Annotated in this window: 21 protein-coding genes and 1 pseudogene; 8 read left to right on the top strand and 14 right to left on the bottom strand. The window is 38.2% G+C overall.

Annotated features, from left to right (window positions below):
• Positions 1 to 28 precede the first annotated feature (28 nt).
• From ABM34_RS07705 to ABM34_RS07725, 5 genes are read right to left on the bottom strand one after another with little or no spacing between them, the layout of a single operon-like run.
• On the bottom strand, positions 29 to 562 hold the full coding sequence (locus ABM34_RS07705) for a dihydrofolate reductase family protein (protein WP_048704747.1): 534 nt from the start codon (positions 560 to 562) through the stop codon (positions 29 to 31).
• Between the two features lie 47 nt (positions 563 to 609).
• Positions 610 to 2,064, bottom strand: a complete 1,455-nt coding sequence (locus ABM34_RS07710) for a glycoside hydrolase family 1 protein (protein WP_048704749.1) — start codon at positions 2,062 to 2,064, stop codon at positions 610 to 612.
• On the bottom strand, positions 2,064 to 3,311 hold the full coding sequence (locus ABM34_RS07715; protein ID WP_048704750.1) for a PTS sugar transporter subunit IIC: 1,248 nt from the start codon (positions 3,309 to 3,311) through the stop codon (positions 2,064 to 2,066). The genes ABM34_RS07710 and ABM34_RS07715 overlap by 1 nt, the downstream gene beginning before the upstream one ends.
• Before the next feature lies 1 nt (position 3,312).
• The gene (locus ABM34_RS07720) at positions 3,313 to 3,657 is read right to left on the bottom strand and encodes a PTS lactose/cellobiose transporter subunit IIA (RefSeq protein WP_232298583.1); all 345 of its coding nucleotides are present in this window, start codon (positions 3,655 to 3,657) and stop codon (positions 3,313 to 3,315) included.
• A 2-nt stretch (positions 3,658 to 3,659) separates the two neighbouring features.
• Complete coding sequence (locus tag ABM34_RS07725) at positions 3,660 to 3,971, bottom strand: PTS sugar transporter subunit IIB (RefSeq protein WP_048704752.1); 312 nt, start codon at positions 3,969 to 3,971, stop codon at positions 3,660 to 3,662.
• 220 nt (positions 3,972 to 4,191) lie between these two features.
• Here ABM34_RS07725 and ABM34_RS07730 point away from each other — a divergent pair, with 220 nt between their 5' ends.
• On the top strand, positions 4,192 to 4,530 hold the full coding sequence (locus ABM34_RS07730; protein ID WP_048704753.1) for a winged helix-turn-helix transcriptional regulator: 339 nt from the start codon (positions 4,192 to 4,194) through the stop codon (positions 4,528 to 4,530).
• Between the two features lie 135 nt (positions 4,531 to 4,665).
• Positions 4,666 to 5,835 (top strand): hypothetical protein, encoded by a 1,170-nt coding sequence (locus ABM34_RS07735; RefSeq protein WP_048704755.1) that lies wholly within the window; start codon positions 4,666 to 4,668, stop codon positions 5,833 to 5,835.
• 167 nt (positions 5,836 to 6,002) lie between these two features.
• Here ABM34_RS07735 and ABM34_RS07740 read toward each other — a convergent pair whose 3' ends face one another.
• Complete coding sequence (locus ABM34_RS07740; RefSeq protein WP_048704756.1) at positions 6,003 to 6,530, bottom strand: hypothetical protein; 528 nt, start codon at positions 6,528 to 6,530, stop codon at positions 6,003 to 6,005.
• A 190-nt stretch (positions 6,531 to 6,720) separates the two neighbouring features.
• Here ABM34_RS07740 and ABM34_RS07745 point away from each other — a divergent pair, with 190 nt between their 5' ends.
• The gene (locus tag ABM34_RS07745) at positions 6,721 to 7,272 is read left to right on the top strand and encodes a hypothetical protein (RefSeq protein ID WP_048704758.1); all 552 of its coding nucleotides are present in this window, start codon (positions 6,721 to 6,723) and stop codon (positions 7,270 to 7,272) included.
• Positions 7,273 to 7,326: 54 nt separating this feature from the next.
• Here ABM34_RS07745 and ABM34_RS07750 read toward each other — a convergent pair whose 3' ends face one another.
• On the bottom strand, positions 7,327 to 9,864 hold the full coding sequence (locus tag ABM34_RS07750; RefSeq protein WP_048704759.1) for a M1 family metallopeptidase: 2,538 nt from the start codon (positions 9,862 to 9,864) through the stop codon (positions 7,327 to 7,329).
• A gap of 432 nt (positions 9,865 to 10,296) precedes the next feature.
• On the opposite strand from ABM34_RS07750, the gene ABM34_RS07755 reads away from it, so the two are divergent.
• Positions 10,297 to 11,079, top strand: coding sequence for a Fic family protein (locus tag ABM34_RS07755; protein ID WP_048704761.1), 783 nt, complete (start codon positions 10,297 to 10,299; stop codon positions 11,077 to 11,079).
• A gap of 20 nt (positions 11,080 to 11,099) precedes the next feature.
• Here ABM34_RS07755 and ABM34_RS07760 read toward each other — a convergent pair whose 3' ends face one another.
• Entirely contained in the window at positions 11,100 to 11,336 is a 237-nt protein-coding gene (locus ABM34_RS07760) for a cytochrome b5 domain-containing protein (protein ID WP_048704763.1), read from the bottom strand.
• 159 nt (positions 11,337 to 11,495) lie between these two features.
• Between ABM34_RS07760 and ABM34_RS07765 the strand changes: the two genes are divergently transcribed.
• Entirely contained in the window at positions 11,496 to 11,780 is a 285-nt protein-coding gene (locus ABM34_RS07765; protein WP_048704765.1) for a hypothetical protein, read from the top strand.
• Positions 11,781 to 11,903: 123 nt separating this feature from the next.
• On the top strand, positions 11,904 to 12,092 hold the full coding sequence (locus tag ABM34_RS07770) for a nitroreductase family protein (protein WP_048706463.1): 189 nt from the start codon (positions 11,904 to 11,906) through the stop codon (positions 12,090 to 12,092).
• A gap of 140 nt (positions 12,093 to 12,232) precedes the next feature.
• Here the strand turns inward: ABM34_RS07770 and ABM34_RS07775 are convergent, their stop codons facing one another.
• Positions 12,233 to 13,462, bottom strand: coding sequence for an RNA-guided endonuclease InsQ/TnpB family protein (locus ABM34_RS07775; RefSeq protein WP_048704766.1), 1,230 nt, complete (start codon positions 13,460 to 13,462; stop codon positions 12,233 to 12,235).
• 283 nt (positions 13,463 to 13,745) lie between these two features.
• Here ABM34_RS07775 and ABM34_RS07780 point away from each other — a divergent pair, with 283 nt between their 5' ends.
• Positions 13,746 to 13,970: a hypothetical protein gene (locus tag ABM34_RS07780; RefSeq protein ID WP_053084459.1), complete on the top strand. Its 225-nt coding sequence runs from the start codon at positions 13,746 to 13,748 to the stop codon at positions 13,968 to 13,970.
• A gap of 53 nt (positions 13,971 to 14,023) precedes the next feature.
• Here the strand turns inward: ABM34_RS07780 and ABM34_RS07785 are convergent, their stop codons facing one another.
• The 5 genes and pseudogenes from ABM34_RS07785 to ABM34_RS07805 all read right to left on the bottom strand — a co-directional run bounded on the left by ABM34_RS07785 (position 14,024) and on the right by ABM34_RS07805 (position 19,417).
• Positions 14,024 to 14,563, bottom strand: coding sequence for a GNAT family N-acetyltransferase (locus tag ABM34_RS07785; RefSeq protein WP_048704768.1), 540 nt, complete (start codon positions 14,561 to 14,563; stop codon positions 14,024 to 14,026).
• A gap of 77 nt (positions 14,564 to 14,640) precedes the next feature.
• A pseudogene (locus ABM34_RS07790) lies at positions 14,641 to 16,179 on the bottom strand (multicopper oxidase family protein).
• Positions 16,180 to 16,328: 149 nt separating this feature from the next.
• Complete coding sequence (locus tag ABM34_RS07795) at positions 16,329 to 16,640, bottom strand: type II toxin-antitoxin system HicB family antitoxin (RefSeq protein ID WP_048704770.1); 312 nt, start codon at positions 16,638 to 16,640, stop codon at positions 16,329 to 16,331.
• Between the two features lie 170 nt (positions 16,641 to 16,810).
• The gene (locus ABM34_RS07800; protein ID WP_053084460.1) at positions 16,811 to 18,613 is read right to left on the bottom strand and encodes an FAD-dependent oxidoreductase; all 1,803 of its coding nucleotides are present in this window, start codon (positions 18,611 to 18,613) and stop codon (positions 16,811 to 16,813) included.
• Positions 18,614 to 18,946: 333 nt separating this feature from the next.
• A complete protein-coding gene (locus tag ABM34_RS07805; protein ID WP_048704771.1) occupies positions 18,947 to 19,417 on the bottom strand; it encodes a GyrI-like domain-containing protein in 471 nt (156 codons plus the stop codon).
• 82 nt (positions 19,418 to 19,499) lie between these two features.
• On the opposite strand from ABM34_RS07805, the gene ABM34_RS07810 reads away from it, so the two are divergent.
• Positions 19,500 to 20,459, top strand: a complete 960-nt coding sequence (locus ABM34_RS07810; protein ID WP_048704773.1) for a helix-turn-helix transcriptional regulator — start codon at positions 19,500 to 19,502, stop codon at positions 20,457 to 20,459.
• Positions 20,460 to 20,523: the final 64 nt, after the last annotated feature.

Below are 20,523 nucleotides of genomic sequence, written 5' to 3' on the forward strand. Positions count from 1 at the left end.
GCTTTTAAACTGAGATACAGGTATTTTTTTATTTCGTATATTCAAGGTAGGCAATGCCGCCAACTTTTTTAGTGGAAGTTAATTTCAAAGTAGTGTGGTTCGTCTTGTCAGAAAACAGTGGAATCCCGTTTCCCAACACAACTGGAACAATACCAATTTGATAAGTATCGATAATATTAGCGTTCACCAGAGGAGTGACAATACTTCCACCACCCACGATCCAAATATCTTTGTCAGAAGACTGCTTCTTCAAGTCCTCCACCAGCTTCACAACATCATCATTCACAAAATTGATGTAATCAAATTGGTCCAAGTCATCCCCCGGACGGCTCGTCAAAATATAGTTTTGAAAATCCACGTAAGGATACACATCCGGCGACAACTCATTAACCACCTGGTCGTAAGTCGTCCGCCCCATCACAACAGTATCAATGTGCGAAATCATCTGATCGTACTCTTGATCAGGGTCGAAGTCCTCCGTGAGAAAATCGATATTACCGTTAACTTCAGCAATATATCCATCTAAAGTTTGGGCGATAAACAAAATAACTTTACGCGACATAAGCCGTACCTCCGAGTTTATTTACCCTAAGAATACCATTTACCCCGCTAAATTTCTCTACCGTTACTAGCAATTAAGTTCTTGTACCAAGTAAAACTGTCCTTCTTATATCGCTTACGTGTCCCGTTACCTTCGTCATCAATATCGACAAAGACAATTCCGTAACGCTTGGACATTTGTTGAGAAGAACAACTGACGATATCAATCGGTGCCCACATACAGTATCCAAAAACATCGGCACCATCATAAATAGCACGACTAATTTGTTCAATATGAGCGCTCAAATAATCTGAGCGATACTCATCATGAATTTGGCCATCTTCTAATTTGTCATAGTTACCAAAACCATTTTCAGCGATTAAGATTGGTTTCTGATATCGATCCCAATATTGTGACAGAGTGTTGTATAACCCTTGAGGATCAACGTTCCATCCCCAGTCATTTGCTTTTAGGTTTTCATTTACTGATATGGAATGAGGTGTCTTATTATTCTTTGAAGCATCCACCATTTGAGAAAAATAATACGAAATCGCCATATAATCAAGCGTATTATTTTTCAACAATAGGAGTTCTTCTTCAGACATCTCAATCTTCAAATCGTGCTCAGCAAAATAATTGAGTGCCACTTGTGGGTACTCACCACGAAAGGCAACATCAGTAAACAAATACTGCATTCGGTTGTGCCACATGGCGAGGACCACATCGTCTGGCCGACAGCTGTTGGGATACACCGTTCCGTCTGCGATCATTGTTCCAATGTGTAGGTCAGTTCGGTGCATGGCTTTTGCGTATTGCTGAATCTTGGCACAGGCGACCATTTGATTGTGGACTGCCTGGTACATTGCCTCTTCGGTGTTCACATACTGGTCACTGGCAATTCCCAGTGACAAATACGGCTCAACTTGAATCATATTTATCTGATTAATCAAGATCCAATACTTAACCTTGTCGCCAAATCTATCTAGCAGAACTTGCCCGTATTTAACAAACATATCAATTACGTTCTTATTCACCCAACCACCATAATTCAGTGTCAGATGAATTGGCATTTCGTAATGCATCATTGTAATAATCGGTTCAATGCCAAGCTCCAGCATCTTGTCGATCATCTTTTCATAATGAGCTAACGCAACTTCATTAGGCTCCTTGTCATCCCCGTTTGGAAAGACTCGTGACCAATCAATTGAAGTCCGGAAGGCTTTTAACCCAGCCTCTGCCAATAACTCCAAGTCAGATTCATATGTGTGATAAAAATTAATTCCATGACGCTTTGGATAATAATGTTCTGTGTCAGCCAGATTCTTCTGAATCTCTGCTAGTGTCATGCCTTGTTTTGACAAAGCCTGAATCTCAGCATTAGACATTCCCTTTTGAAACGGCTGAATATCGGATACACTTGCTTTCTTTCCGTCGACACCATAGGCTCCATCAGCTTGACTGGCAGCCTGTGCTCCTGCCCATAAAAAGTCATCCGGGAAATAAGGATACTCATTTTTGCGCATTAGTTTTCCTCAGTTAGTGAGGCATCTTGTTCGACCGCTTGTTTATCGTAGATACGGAAGAATGGGTAGTAAACTGCCCATGAAATTGCGAATAATAATAGTACGAATACAACACCTGTAATTGACTTAGTAACTAGCCAACCCATTGCAGGACTTGGCATGTACCAAAGTTGGAATGGTGCATGTGGAATTGGCACGATACCACTCTTCATCGATACCCATAATAAAATCGGTGCGATGGCTGTGTTGATCCAAAATGGCACCATCAAGATTGGGTTAAACGCAATTGGAGCACCAAAAACCAGTGGTTCATTAATGTTGAAAATTGATGGAATAAATGAGGCTTTTCCAATAACTCGTAAACGCTCTGACTTGGCGAAAAATGCCATCATAATACACAACGACAAGGTAACACCGGCCCCACCGATAAGAGTTAGCACGACAGCTTCAGATACGAAGATGTTTTGGGCAGCGTGTCCGGATGCTACTGCAGCTTGGTTTTGCGCCATTCCTGGTAATTCCATCGTATAGATAATCGGCATTAGTACCCACGTTGAAATTCCGAATGAATACAAGAATCCAAATGCTAAGAATGTCAAAATCCATAATCCCCAAAAACTTTGTCCCAAATGGGTTAACGGGCTGAAGAATTGGTTGATGACGGTGAATAAATTAATTTTAAGTTGGAATGTGAACAACCAACCGACCAACAAGATCACGATGATTGGGAAAATTGTATTGAACCAAACTGCGATAAAGTCGGGTAAAGTCGAGTCGTCCTTGACCAATTTAAATTTGATGAACGAATTCATTACGAATCCGACGAACAAACCTGATACTAATGCGGCAATCATGCCTCCTGTTCCTAATGAACCGAGGTAAAATGAAATCTCACCTGTTTTTCCATTGAGTTTAGGAAAGATGAGCATTAAGAAGAAGGCGAGCCCAGCTAACCCAGCTTGTTTGGATATTTCTGGATGTTTCTTGAGATTCATGATGGCTTCTGGAATTAAGTAAGCCAAGAACAATGAAAACAATCCGAATGAGAATGTGTTTAGTAATGAAAAATCTGGAAATCCTGGTACATAGTCTTTTACTAATCCTAATATTGTTGCGAATGATCCGATTAAAATTAGTGGCATTCCCGATAAAATTGATTGTTGAATTGCATCCAACCATGGATTTTTTGCGATTTTATTCACTCTTGGAGCAAAACTATCGGTCATCCAATCTATAACATTTTGCAAATTATTTCTCCCCTAATCGTTTATATAGTTTTATCATCTCTTTAATGAGATTTTGTTCAGTTTTCACTGACATTAAAGTATCTTGGGCATGCGTAAACAGAGTCGAATATGGCACTCCAGTTCCACCGGCCTCAAGTTGTATAGTGTTTGTCTGTGCCTGATGTGCCGCAATCAATTCGATATTAGATTCGGCCATCATTTTTTCAGCTTCTTCAAATTGACTTTGAGAAGCTAAATCAACAGCTTTAAAAATGTGCTCACGTGCATTGCCAGCATGCATAATGACTTGCATAGAAATCATCGAGAGTTCTTCACGATCCATAGACTTTTCATTTTTGTCAGCCAAGATTATTCCCCCAATTCCTTCAGGGCCAAATTAACCAAGCCCTTGCCATCAAGCATTCCATAAATTTGTTGTGGAATTACTGCACACTTAACATTGTTGGCTTGAGCAATTTCTTCTACTTCTTCCAACTTATATTTCAAATGTGGTGCAACCAGCAACAAATCTATATCTGGTAAGTAATTTTCCACTTCAGCTTCACTCTTTGCGGATATATTGAGATCAGCCTCCATTTGTTTAACAGCTTTACGTCCAGCTGCTGCCATAAAACCTGATGATGCCCCAGCACCACAAGTTAATAAAACTTTTTTAGTCATTGTTTCCCCCCGGAAAAATTGTTTGAGTGAAAAATACACTAATTCGACTATATCATTTAATTCTTATATAAACCATAAGTATAAAATATTCAATAAAAATTTTAGATACACTTTGTTTCAAACAAATTAAGTAATTCAAATATGCTTGAACGAATTGTGAAATAATGTACAATCTTAAGTGAATAGCTACGAAATATCTTTAAAGAGGGGAAGATATATTATGGCCAACAATAAAAGTTCGGGGATAGATTTGATGCTTGAACTCGTTGATAGTCGCTGGAAGGCGTTGATTATCGACAGTTTGAGTTATGGCGAACAGAAATACAGTGAATTGAAATCTTCACTTTCTGATATTCCGTGTAAAGAGATGACAAGCGAGATCAGAGATTTGAAGAATAACAGAATCATCGAGCGCATTAGCCACGGTCCTACTCCGGTCGTTGTATATTTTCGATTAACTCCATTGGGAGAGGAAATTCATACGATGCTACTGGATTCAGTCAACTGGAAGGACATGACTCCAGTGAGCTCTACAACTAATAGTTTTGATCAACAATAAAATAAGTCTGCTGAAAATTTGATTTCAGCAGGCTTGTTTTTTATACGATTAATATATTTATATTTTTAATAAATACAGGAATAATTATGATAAACTATTATCATGAAAAAATAACATGTTATAGGGGGATTTTCAGTGAACTTAAATTTAGACAAATTTAAAAATACACTAAAAAATAAGAACCTAGTTACAATTATTACAGCGGCTGTCGTAATAATTGTACTAGTCATTGCTGGTAGAGCAATAAGAAACAATCACCAACAACAAAACCTTTTATCAGGTAACGAAGTGTCATTTACAGGGTATAACGGACATGGTAGTGCAAATTTTGACCAAGCAATAACACTTGATACTTGGAAAAAAGTCGCTCAAGTAGAAGGTAAAAAAGCTGGGCTTAAAAAAGATAGAATTAATCTTATAATTAACAATGCTCATTCCTATAATGATTTGGTGTCAGATACTACTTCTTCTAATGATGGTATGAAGCTCAGTGATTACCTTAGTCATATGTCAAACACCCGCATTATACTAAGTAAGGATTCATCACTAGCAAATGGTAATAAAATAACTATGACGCTACGCGATAAGAGTACGAACCCTTATGTGAAAACACAATCTAAGGTAATCAAAGTTTCGGACTTGAAAGAAAGTAAAACTGTTACAATAGACAGCATTATGAAGCACATTAAATTGAGTAATACTGGTACAAATGGATATGCTAATGAAAAGATCATTATTGATAAAAATGCGCCATCAGAAATTTTATCGATGGAACAAACTTTTGAAGAAGCATTTGAAATAGATTCTTCAAAGACGTATTCAAATGGTCATAAATTTTCAATCTCTCAACAGGATTTGGCTGATGGCTTAAACGAGAGTGTTGAAGATACATATTACAAGCCTTCATCTGGCAAAAAAGCTACATTAACAGTATCCGGTCTTAAAGATCCTAAACGAACAGCAAAAAACCTCTCAGCTATTGACGATAAAATCAAAAATGATAGTGATGAGAGCATTAGTCTATGGAAAGCTTACTATGTAGACAACAAATACCTAGATAGTAGTTTTTCAAAAAACTTGGTCATGATTTATAAAATAGATGATACCAAAAATGTATATCTAATCTTGAATACACCTGCCATTCTCAAAGGCGATACACTGTATCAACCTGCAGATGACGACGATGAACCACATGGAGATCCAATTCAAGATGACGTGTCATTTGACGACTTAGAATCTGAAGATGAAGAAACATTTAATGACGATATCAAAAATCTTTATGGCTTTGTATTTGAACTTAATTAGTTATTCATACATCGCCAGATAATCTTAAAAATTATTCACGATAAGTGTTTCCGCCACATCGAAATGATGTGGTTTTTTTATACCTTTATTATTTTAGAGAAGGGATTATATGATTTCTCTAAAAAAATCCCAATGTCAAATACTGACATTGAGATTTTCTATGATTTTTATTGATTTGCCATTGTATTGTTTATATCATCAAGAACAACTTGTCCATCTGAATCTTTACGGAATTTAAATTTAAAAACTGAGCCTTCTTTTTCATCGAAACGAATTTTGTAAGTTCTGTTGTTTACTCCTCCAAGTCTGTGATAAAAGCTGCTCTTAAAATAAATTAATTTCTTTTCTTGACCAGGTAGAACAATGACACTATTGTGTGCTTCTGGAGTATATGTAGCTAAATACTCTTTTGAATTTGTATTCTCTTGCCATGTGTCATTGATATATTTCTCTTGAGTTCTTTCGTCAATCAGTTTTCTATTTAGAATTGCTGGTGCATCTCCAGAATTAACTACAACCACTTTATATCCTTCGTTATCATCAGAATCATCCTCTGATTCTTGATTATTAACAACTTCAAAATACAGCTTAGGCTTCTTAACCTGCGTAACTCTAATAGCTCTATAAGCAAAATACACTGTTAGAACTGTAGCAATCGCAGAAATAAAATCCGAAATACTTCCCCATGAACCCATATAAATCTCCTCCATTATAAATATATTTATATAATGTATTATAGATTAAATAAATTATTTATCTAGGAGAATAAAAAATTTCATTCAGAAAAATTAGATATCAGTACAATTTCATTGATTTCATGATAATAAATTATTAATATGATACTATTATATGAGATTTTTCATATATGTTATCGGGGGATAATTCATGAATCAATATCAAAGGAACTATCAATACGATCAAAGAAAACGTGACAAAAAAACTATCATCAAAGTTATACTAATAATTTTTGTAAGTGTAGCTGTTGGTCGATTCATATTTAATAGTGGAAGTGGAACTGACAGCACTTCTGCTGACTCAATTTTTTCAGATTTCAATCCTTCATTCGTAAATTCTTCTAATGGTGGAACGGTTAAGATAACCAATGATGAGTATGCTGATTTACAAGAACGAGTTGTAAAATACGAAGCACATTTTGCCGGTATTGATGAAAGTTCAATCCCGTCGTCATTCTTTAAGCCCAATCAATTTACTTCACCATATGGTCCCGAGGATGTTTTCGAGAATGTCGCAGATAGTGACAAACTTTCAGATCAAGAATACGACTTGCTTCAACACGTTATGCAAACTAAGCTTGAGATTGATCCAGAGGATGGTATAGAAGCTGGTGATGTGGTTACTTTTTCAATCACCGATGACAGTTCTGATCCATACTTTGACGATATAACTAAAGATATTAAAGTTACAAGTCTCGAATAACTAATGAACACAAAAAATAGCCTTCCAAATCAACTGATTTGGAAGGCTATTATTTTATTCTCCAGCCACTAACTTAATAGCAGCATTAACATCATCTTTTTCATCTTGTATCAAACCAACACGGCTTTCGATGATACTGATATCCATCTTGATTTCTCGTGTTAGACCTGGTGTATTAATCTTTGGTTCAAAGAATGCTTTGAATTCTTGCAAGCGCTCTGGTGTGCGGAAGACGCTCATTGCTACTGTGATGTAGGTTGTGAATTCCATGTCACCACCTACTGTATCTTCGAGCCACTTCCAGTCGTTTCTTAGCCAATCCCAAGCTGCTTGTTCACCATCGGCGTTATTTAATACACCGCTGAACCAAGCACGTAGGTCTTGAGGTTTGATTGTGTCGGCGTCTTCGAATTTCTCGATTAGCTTGGCAATCAATTTGGCATCTTTGGTACTTGTGATGGCAACACATAAGTCCGACTTATAACTTGGGTCAGTTGTCTTACGATATTGATCCAACAAGTCGTTGAATAAGTCTTCGCTACCATAATTCTTCATTTCGTTTCTCAATACGAAAATACGAATATCAGCAGGTAGCGTTGCTAGACTGTCCTTATTTGCTTCGAATAATTCGTGAGCAGACTTCAATGCTTCAGGGTTTTCTGCATACAAGGCAGCATTCAAAATAGCTGGACGCGTCAATTGATCATCAATCGTCTCATCAGCTTTTTGCGACCAACCCAAACGTGTCAATTGCTTGGCACTCAAGTTGTTGTAGAGCTTCTTCAAGTTCTTCTCTTCATCAGTGTTTGGTGTGATGAACTTGCGCAGGTTGTAGGCAAAGCGATACATTGCAGAATTTACGACGGTCGACTTGTTGTCAGCAAAATGTTTGAGCAACGGAACGACTGCTGCGTATGACATTTGACGAGATTCAGCCAACAAACGCAAGTCTTGCAAAATGGCCATTTGCGAAATCGAATCGACAGTATCGAGATTGTCCATAATATCCATCAACAAAGTCTTGTCATAACGAACGATAAAGTGAGAATTGTTGCCGACATTAACACGGAAAGGCACACCGTTAGCCTTGCGCAACTCCTCATAGTTACCGAGGTCGACCTCTTTGTTACCGAAAATCTTAGGGGCAACATCGTAATTGCTGTTCAATGGAATCTTCCATGAACGACCAGCTTCCTTGCCATCCCCAATGAAAAATTGTTGTTGAGTAAGCTTTAAATTACCGTCAACTACACGTGCTCGGACGATTGGATATCCCGGTTGTTCGAGCCAAGTGTTCATGATTGATGCGACATCCATGCCGGCTGCTTCTCCGATTGCATCCCAAAGGTCAGAACCCTTAGCGTTGGCAAATTTGTGAGCCGCAAAGTAATTCTTCAAGCCTTCACGCAATGCATCGTCACCGACCAAAGCACGCATCATAACAAGCATACGAGCACCTTTGGCATAGACGATGGCACTGTCGAACAAGGCATCAATTTCAGCTGGGTCTTCAACATTAACGTGGACAGATTGAACTCCGTCGGTGGCGTCACGTTGTAAAGCAGCTGGTACATCAGTTGTTTGGAACAATTCCCAAACATTCCAGTCGGGTTCGATGGCGTCGATAGCAACGTATTCCATCATGTTGGCGAAACTTTCGTTTAACCAGAGGTCATCCCACCACTTCATTGTGACCAAGTCACCGAACCATTGGTGAGCAAGTTCGTGAGAAATAACAGTTGCAACTAATTGTTTTGTATCAAGTGCTGTGTTGTCAGGATCGAGTAGCAAGTATGCTTCACGATAAGTTACCAAGCCCCAGTTTTCCATGGCACCGGCTGAAAAATCAGGTAGAGCTAGTTGCCATGAATGTGGTAGTGGATAAGGTGTTTGGTAGAAATCTTCATAGAATTCGATTGAACGTTTAGCAATATCAAGCGCAAAATCTAGTTCCTTAGGTTCGTGAGCTTTAGTTGAAAATACTCCAACTTTAACACCACTCTTAGTAGTGGTTTGCTTGCTTTGAAGGTCACCGAATGCGAAGGCAATCAGATAAGTAGACATGCGAACTGTAGTATCAAAGTAGTGAATACCATTTTCAGTACGTACTTCTGGCATGTTAGCCAAAATAGTTTCACCAGGTTTTTCGTCAAACTTGATGGCAAGATCAAACTTAGCTTTTGCCTCAGGTTCGTCGACACTTGGGAAAGCTTGACGTGCGAAAGTTGTCTCAAATTGTGTCCCGATGAGTTCCTTCTTCTCGCCGTCGACTTCATAATATGAAGGATAAATTCCCATCATTGAGTCGGTCAATGGAGCTTTGTACTCGACTGCTAATGTTGTCTCACCTGCTTTTGGCAAAGTTATATTGATAACTTCTTTCTTGTTATCAACATTAAATGGAACATCGTTTCCGTCTGCTTGGACTGATGCGATTTCCATATTTTTTTGTTGAATGAAAATTTGTTTATCCTTGGCTTCACCGTCAATTACCGATTTACCAGAAATTTGTTTTGTTCCACGATTGATATCGATGAAGATATCGTAATGTGTGGGTTGAAATGTATCAAAAGAATGTGTAATTCCTGTCATGTAATCCTCCTAATAGTCCGTGATAGTTTTATTATACTGCTTTGTTGGTAAAACCGAGAATTGGGTTAAACGTTCTATTTAAAACTGGTTAAACATGCCGCCTGCGGAAGAAAACGGAAAAGTCGCTGCGGGACCGCCTGGAGCCTTGGTCTCCAGGCTCGGTTTTGAACTTCGCACGGACCGCGAATTTCAAAACTCGTCCTGTGGCGTTAAGGCTCTCGCCTTATCGCCACTTTCGCTGCTGACTTTTCCGTTTTCTTCCTCCGGCTCGGGTTGAATTAATAACAAGAGTTCTTTCATAATAAAACATATATCGTTCTTTGAATCTACATGTTATGGTTGCAGTGAAAAACAATTACAATTTTATTTTTTGTAATTGTTTTTCACAAAATGAATAACCCTAACAACGTTAAAAAAATAATCGGTTAGAAGATGAAATATTTGAACAATACTGCTCGTACACACTTGATTATATCTATAGGTTCTTTCAACAACTACCAAAGCACCGAATATCAAACAAAACGTGCTTTGGACTCTATGTCTACCAAATCTTTAAGACAAAACCCAGATGACATTGCAATCTTTAACGATTCGCTGAAAGGTATCGACGCAATTAAAAAAGTTGGATTCAGTGTGGGCGGAATTATTGCAATTAACACATCATTTGACTCACCCTCTGATGAACAACCAAAATTACCTGGACATCTTAGAAACGGAAACTACAATATGGATGATAGAACTGCAATCTTAGTTAGTGATAATAATAGTGATGCTTATTTTCCACCAAATATAGTAACCAAGTCCGATTTGAAGATAATCGTGGATAAATTCAATTCGTCTTCAAAATCGGAACGTGACGCATGGAGAGTTTTTGCTGAAGTTGCCAAGCTTCAACCATTTCAAGATGGCAATAAAAGAACCGCTTTAATTGCTGCAAATTCAGCATTTGGCGCTTTATCATCTGGTGATTATCTAATTTTGCCCACTAATGACTTAGATAGAGCTGAATTCACATTAATGCTAATGAGATTCTACAGTGCTCAAGACAATAAAACTGAGGACGTTGCTTTTGAAAGGATGCTTAACGTACTTCCAAACGAAAGTGATCGTCTTCAAGAATTATCACGTCCTATTACTAAAGAGAATCCAAATAAGCTTGCTACTAGAAAAATAAAATACGAATTTCGAGAAAAAAAAGAAGGCCCAGATATTTAAAAATATCTGAGCCTCTTTCTTTATTTAACTAACTTTCCAACAATTGGTAGCTTGGGTAAAACTGTCTTTTTATGTGGAGCATTTGGGATTACTTCTGACAAGTCATTTCCGGCCACATTGCCGTGGTGCTTGCCACCGGCCCATGGTTTTACGTTGGTCATATCGTAGACGACCCCGTCAATTGCTACATATGCTGGATTTCCATCTTGTCCGTTATACTTTTTCAATTCTTCTAGAGTGAATTCTTTTTCTGCCATAATATATTCTCCTCTTTTATAAAAAAATTATATCTGTGTCCATTATGACACGTTTATCAATCTATAAACAGGACGAATAATTCAAAATTGATTTGTATCAAGTTAATGATTCCTCATTCCAGTTATTCTTTATTCATCAAATGAAAAGAGGTATTACTAATGACTGAAGTTAAAGATTATTTAGATCAACACGAAGAAAAATTGGACTTTTTCACTAATGCGATAACAATTGCTCATGGTCAAAATCACCCTGAGGTATTTGATGTTCGCAAGGAATACTTGAATTTGAAAGATGCCGTTGCTGCTAATGCGGACTTAAATAAGAATTTTGATCAGCTACGTGAGACCACTAAAAATTACGCAATTCCTAATGATGTTTGCCAAACTTTTGAAGCAACTTATCACATGTTGAAAAATGCGGACGCTATTAATGCTCGTGGATAAACTAAAGGACGCCTTATGGGTGTCTTTTTTAGTAGCCTAAATCATGTTATCAGGTAAAACTTATTGATACTTTTTGTACCAAAATGAACTATTATGAAGCTAACAAAGTAAGAGGTACATACTATGGAAACTTTACAAATGATTAGTTCACGCAAGGCGATTCGCCAATATTCTGGGCAGATTTCGGATGACCAACTTCACGAGATTTTGCTGGCGGGCAACGCTGGTCCAGTTGGATTGGGTCAATACAATGACTATCACATCACAGTTATTCAGGGTCAACTACTCCCCACTAAAGTAGGGAGCTTGTAAGAACTAATGCAACTTATTACACTAGTATCACAATTTACCTAGATACACCGTTGCCTAGATATACCGCAGTATTTCTGGGTCTTACATAGTAATTACCAAGGTCTTTAAAGTCCGCAAGTTGCCAAACGGACAGAGCATTTTTACATTGCTTTAGCTAATATGTTTTTAGCTGCGTTGTAATCACGGATGTGATGTTGAGCACAGGCAGGACAAGTCCATGTTCTATCAGAAAGGGTTAGTCTTTCTTTACCCTTCATTACGTAACCGCAATTTGAGCACGTTTGAGTGGTGTACTTTGGATCAACTGCAACAAAGGTATTTCCATACATTTCTGCTTTGTACTCAAGCATTTGTAGGAATGTCCCCCAACCAACATCACTTATGCTCATAGCTAATGCATGATTTTTTAACAAGTTTTTACTTCTTAACTCTTCAGCTACTACCAGATCGTGGTTCTTGATGAGTGCAGTAGATGTTTCATGTAAGAAGTTGGTGCGACGATTACAGATTTTATTATGTAACTGGGCAATAATTACTCTTTGTTTTTGATAATTCTTTGAGTCAAGTAATCGTCGATGTTCTTTCTTAGCTCTCAGTTGTCTTCTTGAAAGAATTCGTTGTAGCTTGGCAAGTCGTTTCTTGCTCTTTCTGTAATATCTTGGATTATCTATAACATCTCCATGCGACGTTGTTAGAAAGTTTTCTGTGTTAAGATCAATTCCAATTGAATCTCCGGGTTTGTTGTAATTCTCAACAAAGGGAGTATCAGATGCCAATTGAAGTGAGATGTAATAGTTTTCAACAGCATCCTTAGATACTGTCACAGTTCCAATACGAATATCAGAATGGTTAACAATTAGCCTTTTATGGCTTCCGGATACCCTGATACGTCCAATCAAGGAAATATTAATACGCTTGTTATCAAGAAATCTGATATTACCATTGAATAATGACGGAGTTGTAACTTTTGAAGAATATCGGTTTGGTAATTGGAAACTTCCAGAGTGTTGTTTCTTGTGGAATTTTGGAATTCCCGTTGTATGGACCTTCATAAACATATTCCAAGCTGCCTTATAGTTTCGAATCGCCATACTAGTTACATCAGTACCAACATTGAATTTATTCAGCCAAGAACGAAGACCGAAAAGAAACTTAGTGCTATCCTTACGTTCAGTCAAATAATCGATTCGATCTTGGACTTGTTTGATGTATAACTTACATTTGTGTAGTTTATACAGCTCTCTATCGATGGCAACCATTTCATTATAAGCAAATCTGGAACCATTAAGATTGTACTCAATGATTCGTTTCTGTTTATCTGAAGGGTAACATCTAACTTTCACACCATAGTGGTACTGATAATCATTCATTGATTTACGCACCTTGTTACCCGTCCTTAGATAAGTAATTTTGAATATATATTATTCGATATCACTATCATATCAATGTGCGAACATATGTTCAAGAAAAAACTAAAAGGAAGTACTACAAACTATATTTTAGACAGGAAGTCTCATAAAACGATAATTCCTCCCAGCATTAAAATACTGGGTTTCCTTATCTTGAGACTCTTATGAAAAAGTTTTATCCGAGTTAACTGGGACATATGACGTACCGACCGTAATTTTGCTTTCGTCTTCGAAAACTAGTAACATGGAGTACATTTCAGCTGGTGCTGTGGTGCATGGAATGGAATTGGCAACTGAAGATCAAGGTGTGGGAGCTAACTATAATATGGCTTGCTTGAGTTCTATTCCAGATTCGGTTCTGCCTGATGGGTTTTCTCCATTATTTGCTTTGACATTGGGAACTACGATTGAGTGTTTTTCTCCAGTAGCCGGATCATTGGATAAGATTAAAACTGATATTTTGAAGTAATATGAAAAAAGTATCAACAACCAAAAAAATGGTCGTCGATACTTTTTCTTTGTCTAAATATTTAATTGTGAATAAGGGACAAATTCTTTTGGCGATTCGAAGTCTCCAAGTCTCTTTTGCAAATGGATTACATCAATCCATTGGTCAAACTTGAATCCTATTTTAGGTAGCAGGCCAACTTGTTTGTAGCCAAGCTTTTCATGAAATGCAATGCTTCCTGAATTTTGGCCGGTTACAATAGCAACTGAACTTGCTACATTTTGTTGAGCTAAAATTCTTTCAATTTCAGCATATAGAGTTTTCCCAACACCTAGTCTCTTGGCATTTTGATCAACATATACGCTAATCTCCGCTGCCCAATCATACGCCTGGCGTTCACTGAAACGATGAGCATATGCGTATCCTACTATTTGGTCTTCATTTTCGGCGACCAAGTATGGATAATCTCGTAATGTTTCGGTGATTCTTTGCTCGAATTCACCAAGTGATGGAACTTCATACTCGAAGGTAATCGTTGTTTCTAATACATATGGAGCATAAATTTTTAACAAGCTTTTAGCATCTCTAAATGTGGCTGGTCTGATTTTCAGCATATGTCTTCCTCATTATTTGTTGTTGAGAAAATCATACAGCAAACTCACCAATTTCTGTTCAAAAAAGGTTTAATCGGTCACATTTTCATGCCCATTTTGGCGTAAGAATCCATTCCCGCCATCCAAAGGTCTTCAGGTTTGATTCCTCGTTCCTTTGCGAAGGCGTTCATCAGCGTATCCATGTCCATCAACTTATATTTTGGCATAGGCTTGTCAGGCTCGAATGCTTGAATCTGCGCCATCATGCCACCGTCTTCGTGCTCGATAATGTGGCAGTGGTACATGTACAATCCTGGTAAATCGAATCTTACTAAGATGCGGACGGTTTCCCCTGGGTTAACGCCGACTGTGTCTTTGAAGCCTGTTTCGTTCGGATATGGAGCTTTTCCATTCCTGCTGATAACCAAGAATTCAGTGCCGTGCATGTGGAATGGGTGCACCATACCGGCGTTTGGGTCATTCGAGTTGACCACGTCCCAGTATTCAGCTTGCCCAACAGGTTGAGTCGCATCAATCCGTCCCATTTGGAATTTCTTGCCGTCAATCATGACCTTTTCGTCCATACCACTCATGACAACTTTACGAATAGGTAATTTAGGATCAACTTCAGGTGCTTTCACGGCGAAAAGTTTTGCTGGTAGTACCGAGTTATCTTTCTCAAAATCGTGAATCTTGAATTTCAACAAAGGTGTGTCGTCACTGAAAAGCGTAACCTAATCCCCCGCTTTATAATCCTTGAAATCAATCACGATTTCCATCCGTTCCGCACAAGTGATCATAACTTTTGTAAACTTAACAGGTTCTGGCAACATGCTGCTATCACCGGCAATTTGAGTAAATGGCAAGTCGTCAGACAAATGCAATCTCCATTCACGACGGTTGGAACCATCAAGAATTCTCAAGCGAAGTTTTTGCGTAGTGACATCAAAATATGGATTTACCGTCCCATTAATCATTGGCGTTGGACCAGTGACACCGTCAGGATTGTAGTCAGCACGATAATCGAGTTGATTGTGCTCATGGAATCTGCGATCTTGTAGCACGACCGGAATATCATCAACCCCATAATTCTGTGGAATTGGTAAATCTTTCGTGTGCTGGTCAGTGACCAATACCATCGTTGCCAATCCATGCCAAACTTGCTCAGCAGTTGAAGGACAAGGATGAGCGTGCAACCAAGTCGTGGCAGCAGGTTGATTCAGAGTGAAATCAATTTGTTTTTCTTCACCAGGATAAACTGGAGCATGGCAACCACCGTCAACATAAGGACCAGTGACAATCAAGCCATGCCAGTGGAAAGTCGTCAATTCTGACAGATGATTTTGAAGTGTCACATGAATATGTTTTCCAGCCGGAAAGACAATTGTTTTACCCAAAATAGAGTTGTTGTAACCCCAAGTCTTAGTCTTCTCACCAGGAAGAATTTGAGTTTCGCCTTCTTCAGCAGTAACAGTGAAATATGCATCTGTGTCGGTTTCTTTATCAGCCTTCAAAACAGGCGGAATAGCCAGTTTATTCTCAGGAACATCAGGAACTTTCAACGGAATATAAGCTCCGTCAATTGTGTCAAAAGCCTTCTTATCATAGAAATAATCAGTATAAATTTTTTCAGCCATGGTAGACCTCCTCTAACCTATAATTCCAGTTTAGCACCGAGATATATCATGTGTTACATAGTTCACAATAAAAAAAGGAACCCAAATGGATTCCTTTTCCGTATTCTTAAAATATCATTTATAGTCTGACGGCGATTGAATTACGCAAATTATTCATTAAGATGAGTGTTCTTATAATCTTTGGTTTGTTGCTTAGCAACAGTCAAATCAGCAAACACTAACGTCACGATCTTTCCAGGATTTTTGCTCCTTATTTCTTCCCAATCAGATGGCTCTGGTAAATCCACAACATCATTTATAACTGTACCAAGTGCATCTGATGCCATATACAATGCCTTAGGTAGTCCATCCCCAAACGTAATAATTTCTGGAAGGTCTGGAAATGTGACGTTGTAGACGCCTTTGCTATTAATTGAATCGTCCAAAATTGCTGGATAACAGACTAAGTTTTGTTTTTGCATTGGAGCCTCCAGGATAAAGTTCTAAAAAATCTGAGTATAATATTTATACCCTTTTTAGTTTCTTAGTGTCAAAGCATAAGGTACGATATAACAACTTAAATATGTGAAGATTAATCTCATGATTAATAAAAAAAAGTCGTATCTATTAGATAAAGACACGACATTCTAAATTATTCAGCTAATTTTGCGATAAATTGTGCAGCTTTTCTGCCTTGGTGAACAATACCTGAAATTGCGGTACCTGAACCTGGATAATATGGTCCAATCCAGCCTCCAGCATTAAGTCCAGCAGCAAACAATCCTCTAATTGGTTTATTGTGGTGATCAAGAACCTGACAATCCACGTTAATCTTCAAGCCACCAATAGCTCCAAGATTTGCCTCTTTGTTTTTGTATACATAATATGGAGCTTCTAATTCATGAATTCCGGTACGACGTCCAAACTCTGGATCAATTCCCTTCGAAGCATTGGCATTCCAGTTGCTCAATGTTAGTCGTAGATTATCGACTGGCACATCAATTAAACTAGCGAGTTCTTCAATTGAGTCTGCCTTCTGAACAACTTTTTTCTCAATATCCTTGGCTAAGGTCTCTTGAGTCCAAACACTGCCTTTTGCTGCCAATGAGTTATCATCGAAAATCATATATGTATGACCACCGAGCTGACTTTCTTGCTGGAAGATTGCACGATATGTGTACGCATATGTTGCATCCTCACAGACGAAACGTTGCCCATTACTGTTTACAAAAATTGATTGCATAGTTGGAACTCGGTCGTCTGTGGCGTTGCCAGTCTTACTGTCAAAGTCAATCGTGCCTCCCATTCCAGCAACTGCAGCTCCTGACATTTGACCCAAAGTAATTCCGTCACCGGTATCTGTAATCATTGATAGACAGGCTCTATCCTGCAGATCATGATATTGTTGAGCATTCAAATCTTTTGCCAAATCCTCATTGTGATCGATACTTGATGTGGCCAAAATAACACCTTTATTGGCACGAATATATCTGTCACCAGTTTCACGATTGCTAAGCACGACACCAACAACATGTTTTGTACCAGGGACTTGAACTAGTGAGACTACTGGAGATTCATAACGTATCTCAGCACCATTCTTCAACGCCGTCTTGAGCAATGTTTGAGTGAGGATAATTCCATCACCCATGCCACCACCGCCATCATAGACGTGAATTCTATCGGCAAAATCAGCATCCTTTACATAAGGAATATGACAGTGACCATAAACGGAAGTCCAATTGATACCTTGATTTGCTAGCCATTCAATATTCTTAGGTGCACCTTCAGCCAAATCTTTGACTAAGTCCTCGTTGATTCGGTTTTCACCTGCAGCAATCCATAAATTAGCATGTTTCTCAGTAGTATCATCTTGATATTTGGTAAATTTCTTCTGATAAGCAGTCCCAGCAGCTTGAATAACACCGCCAGAATAATTAGTGGTTCCTCCAGGAATACCAGCTTTTTCGCAAATCAGAACTGATAATCCGTCTTCAGCAGCTTGAGCGGCAGCGGCAAGTCCTGCACCTCCAGATCCTACGACAACCACATCGTAGGTATAGTCAAATTGCAACCCGTCACTGTAAAAAATTGGTGCACGTGTTGGCGATTTTTTCGGACGGTTAATTCCTTCATTATCGTCTGACTCACCAGGCACGTTTACTGAAGCATCCATTGCCTCAGCTTCACTCAAATCTCCATGATAAACTGCGAGCGCCTTTTTAACAGCCTTCCTAAAATTGGTTGTACTGGAAGAAGCTCCAGAAACTGCATCAATATCGGCAGTTTGATGTTCCCCCATCTTCCGCTTCATTCTATTAATGGCAAGTTCTCCAGGTGTATTAGAAGCAATATTCTCACTTTCAACTTTGGTAATCTTTCCATCTTCAATAGTTACAATTGCCGTAACAGCCCCATGGAAACTGTTAGCAGAACCTTTGTACGTTTGTTCAGACATAAGTATTTCCCCCTCACTCAATTGTGAACGCTTACTTAAGCTTAACATAGGTAAATTTTTCACGTAATGAGAGGATTTATCAAATAAAAAAGACATTCGAAAGTGTCAATTAATAAAATATCTGAGAACTTCATTTTTAGTAAGCGTCTGTCTAATTATCTTGACTTAAAATAAATAGATGCTACTGTGGAAATACAGGCACTAGGTGCCGACCGGATTCTATATCTGGTCTTATTGTTCTTTATAGTGACTTGATCACTGAGAGATTCTTTTGAATCTCTCTTTTTTTGTCCTAAAATTGAAGTTCATACTCAACGACTAATATTTTGATTTCTATTTTTCTACTAAAGGTACAAGCATTTCGCCATGAACTCCATCATCATCCTTACTTGTGATGAATGATGTGTTTGGGCCACCAACATAGGCGTATTCTTCCAAGCTTGGCAATACTTCACCGAATGCTGCACCTTCCAAAGCGTTATAAACACCCATTTGATTGTCAGCTGAAGCCTTGATCACTAGATATTTTCCTGCTGGAAACTCGATTAATCGCTGATCCTCTGCTGCTTCTGAATCATTAGCAACTTCGCGTCCAGCATAGTAGTGAAATTCTCCGTTGATTGCTTCGTTTACTGCGTATTGATTGTCGTTTAGACCATCTAATTTATCTAGTGCTTTGTCTGCATTGATTTTGTCCCAGAACGCTGACTTTTGTTGACCCATTTCTAAGTATTCACCTGTTAAAATTGTTCCTAATCCTAATACTGAAAAAGCTGGTTTTGTTTCGATTGTGTAATTTGCCATTGTTGTTGGCCTCCTTAATTGATAAGCTCAGTATACGAGCTAATGGTTTCAAAAACTGACACTATTTGGAGAAAAATATAAAATGAATAAAACTGCACGTATAAATACGATTATGAGATATATTAATAATCGCCAATATTTTACCCTTAAAGAGTTAATGGAACAATTCAATATTTCCCGAAGTACCGCCATTCGTGATCTGAACGATATTCAAGAATTGGGTATGCCACTAACCTCTTCAGTTGGTCGAGATGGTGGTTATGCAGTTTTACAGAACAAACTCTTGCCAGCAGTTCAGTTTAATAATGAAGAGTTGAAAGCCTTGTTTGTCAGCTTTCTAGCGACTATGAATACACAACTTCCTTATCTGAAAAATCGTAATACTCTGACAGAAAAACTAATGGCAATTGCTTCTCAGAATCAACAGGATGATTTACTTACTTTGCAAGAACTAATAGTTTTCGAACACACAAATCCTGCCAACACGGGATTGATGGAATTAGTCGACTTCGCACCTGCTATGTTAAAAACATTGCTCAATACTTGTCTGCTTAATCGACAGTTGGAAATTAAGCTAGATGAAAAGACAATAAAAGTTTGGATCAGACATATTTTTCAGCGTGAGAATGGTTGGTATGTTGATGCTTGGAACTTGGTCAATAACAAATTTCAAGAGTTGTATATTCCTGATATTAAAGAAGTTACACCACTGGATTATGATAAATCTTTAACTGATTCCGAACTGAAGAAACTTATCAAAAATGCAAAGCCTTCTAACAACATAACGATTCAGTTTAATCGCAAATCTATTTTGAGATTCCAACAACATCCCCATCCCACTGAACCGCTTCAGTTCCTCGACCCATTTCAACAATCCGCCAAGCTCGAATGTTTCATTGACCCCACTGATTCGACCCGAATCGAAGACTTTGCCAGTTGGCTGCTGTTCTTGGGCACGGGTGCAAAACTCGTCTCGGCACCAGTTGAACTTATCAATGCGGTCAAAACAGAATGCACCACACAAATCAGTCAGCTTCCATAAAAATTTTCATGTGAAATCTCTAAATTTGAGGGATATAATTGTATGCCTAAGGGGTGAATAATTT

The sequence above is a fragment of the Companilactobacillus ginsenosidimutans genome (assembly GCF_001050475.1).
In the GTDB taxonomy this organism is placed as follows: Bacteria; Bacillota; Bacilli; order Lactobacillales; family Lactobacillaceae; genus Companilactobacillus; species Companilactobacillus ginsenosidimutans.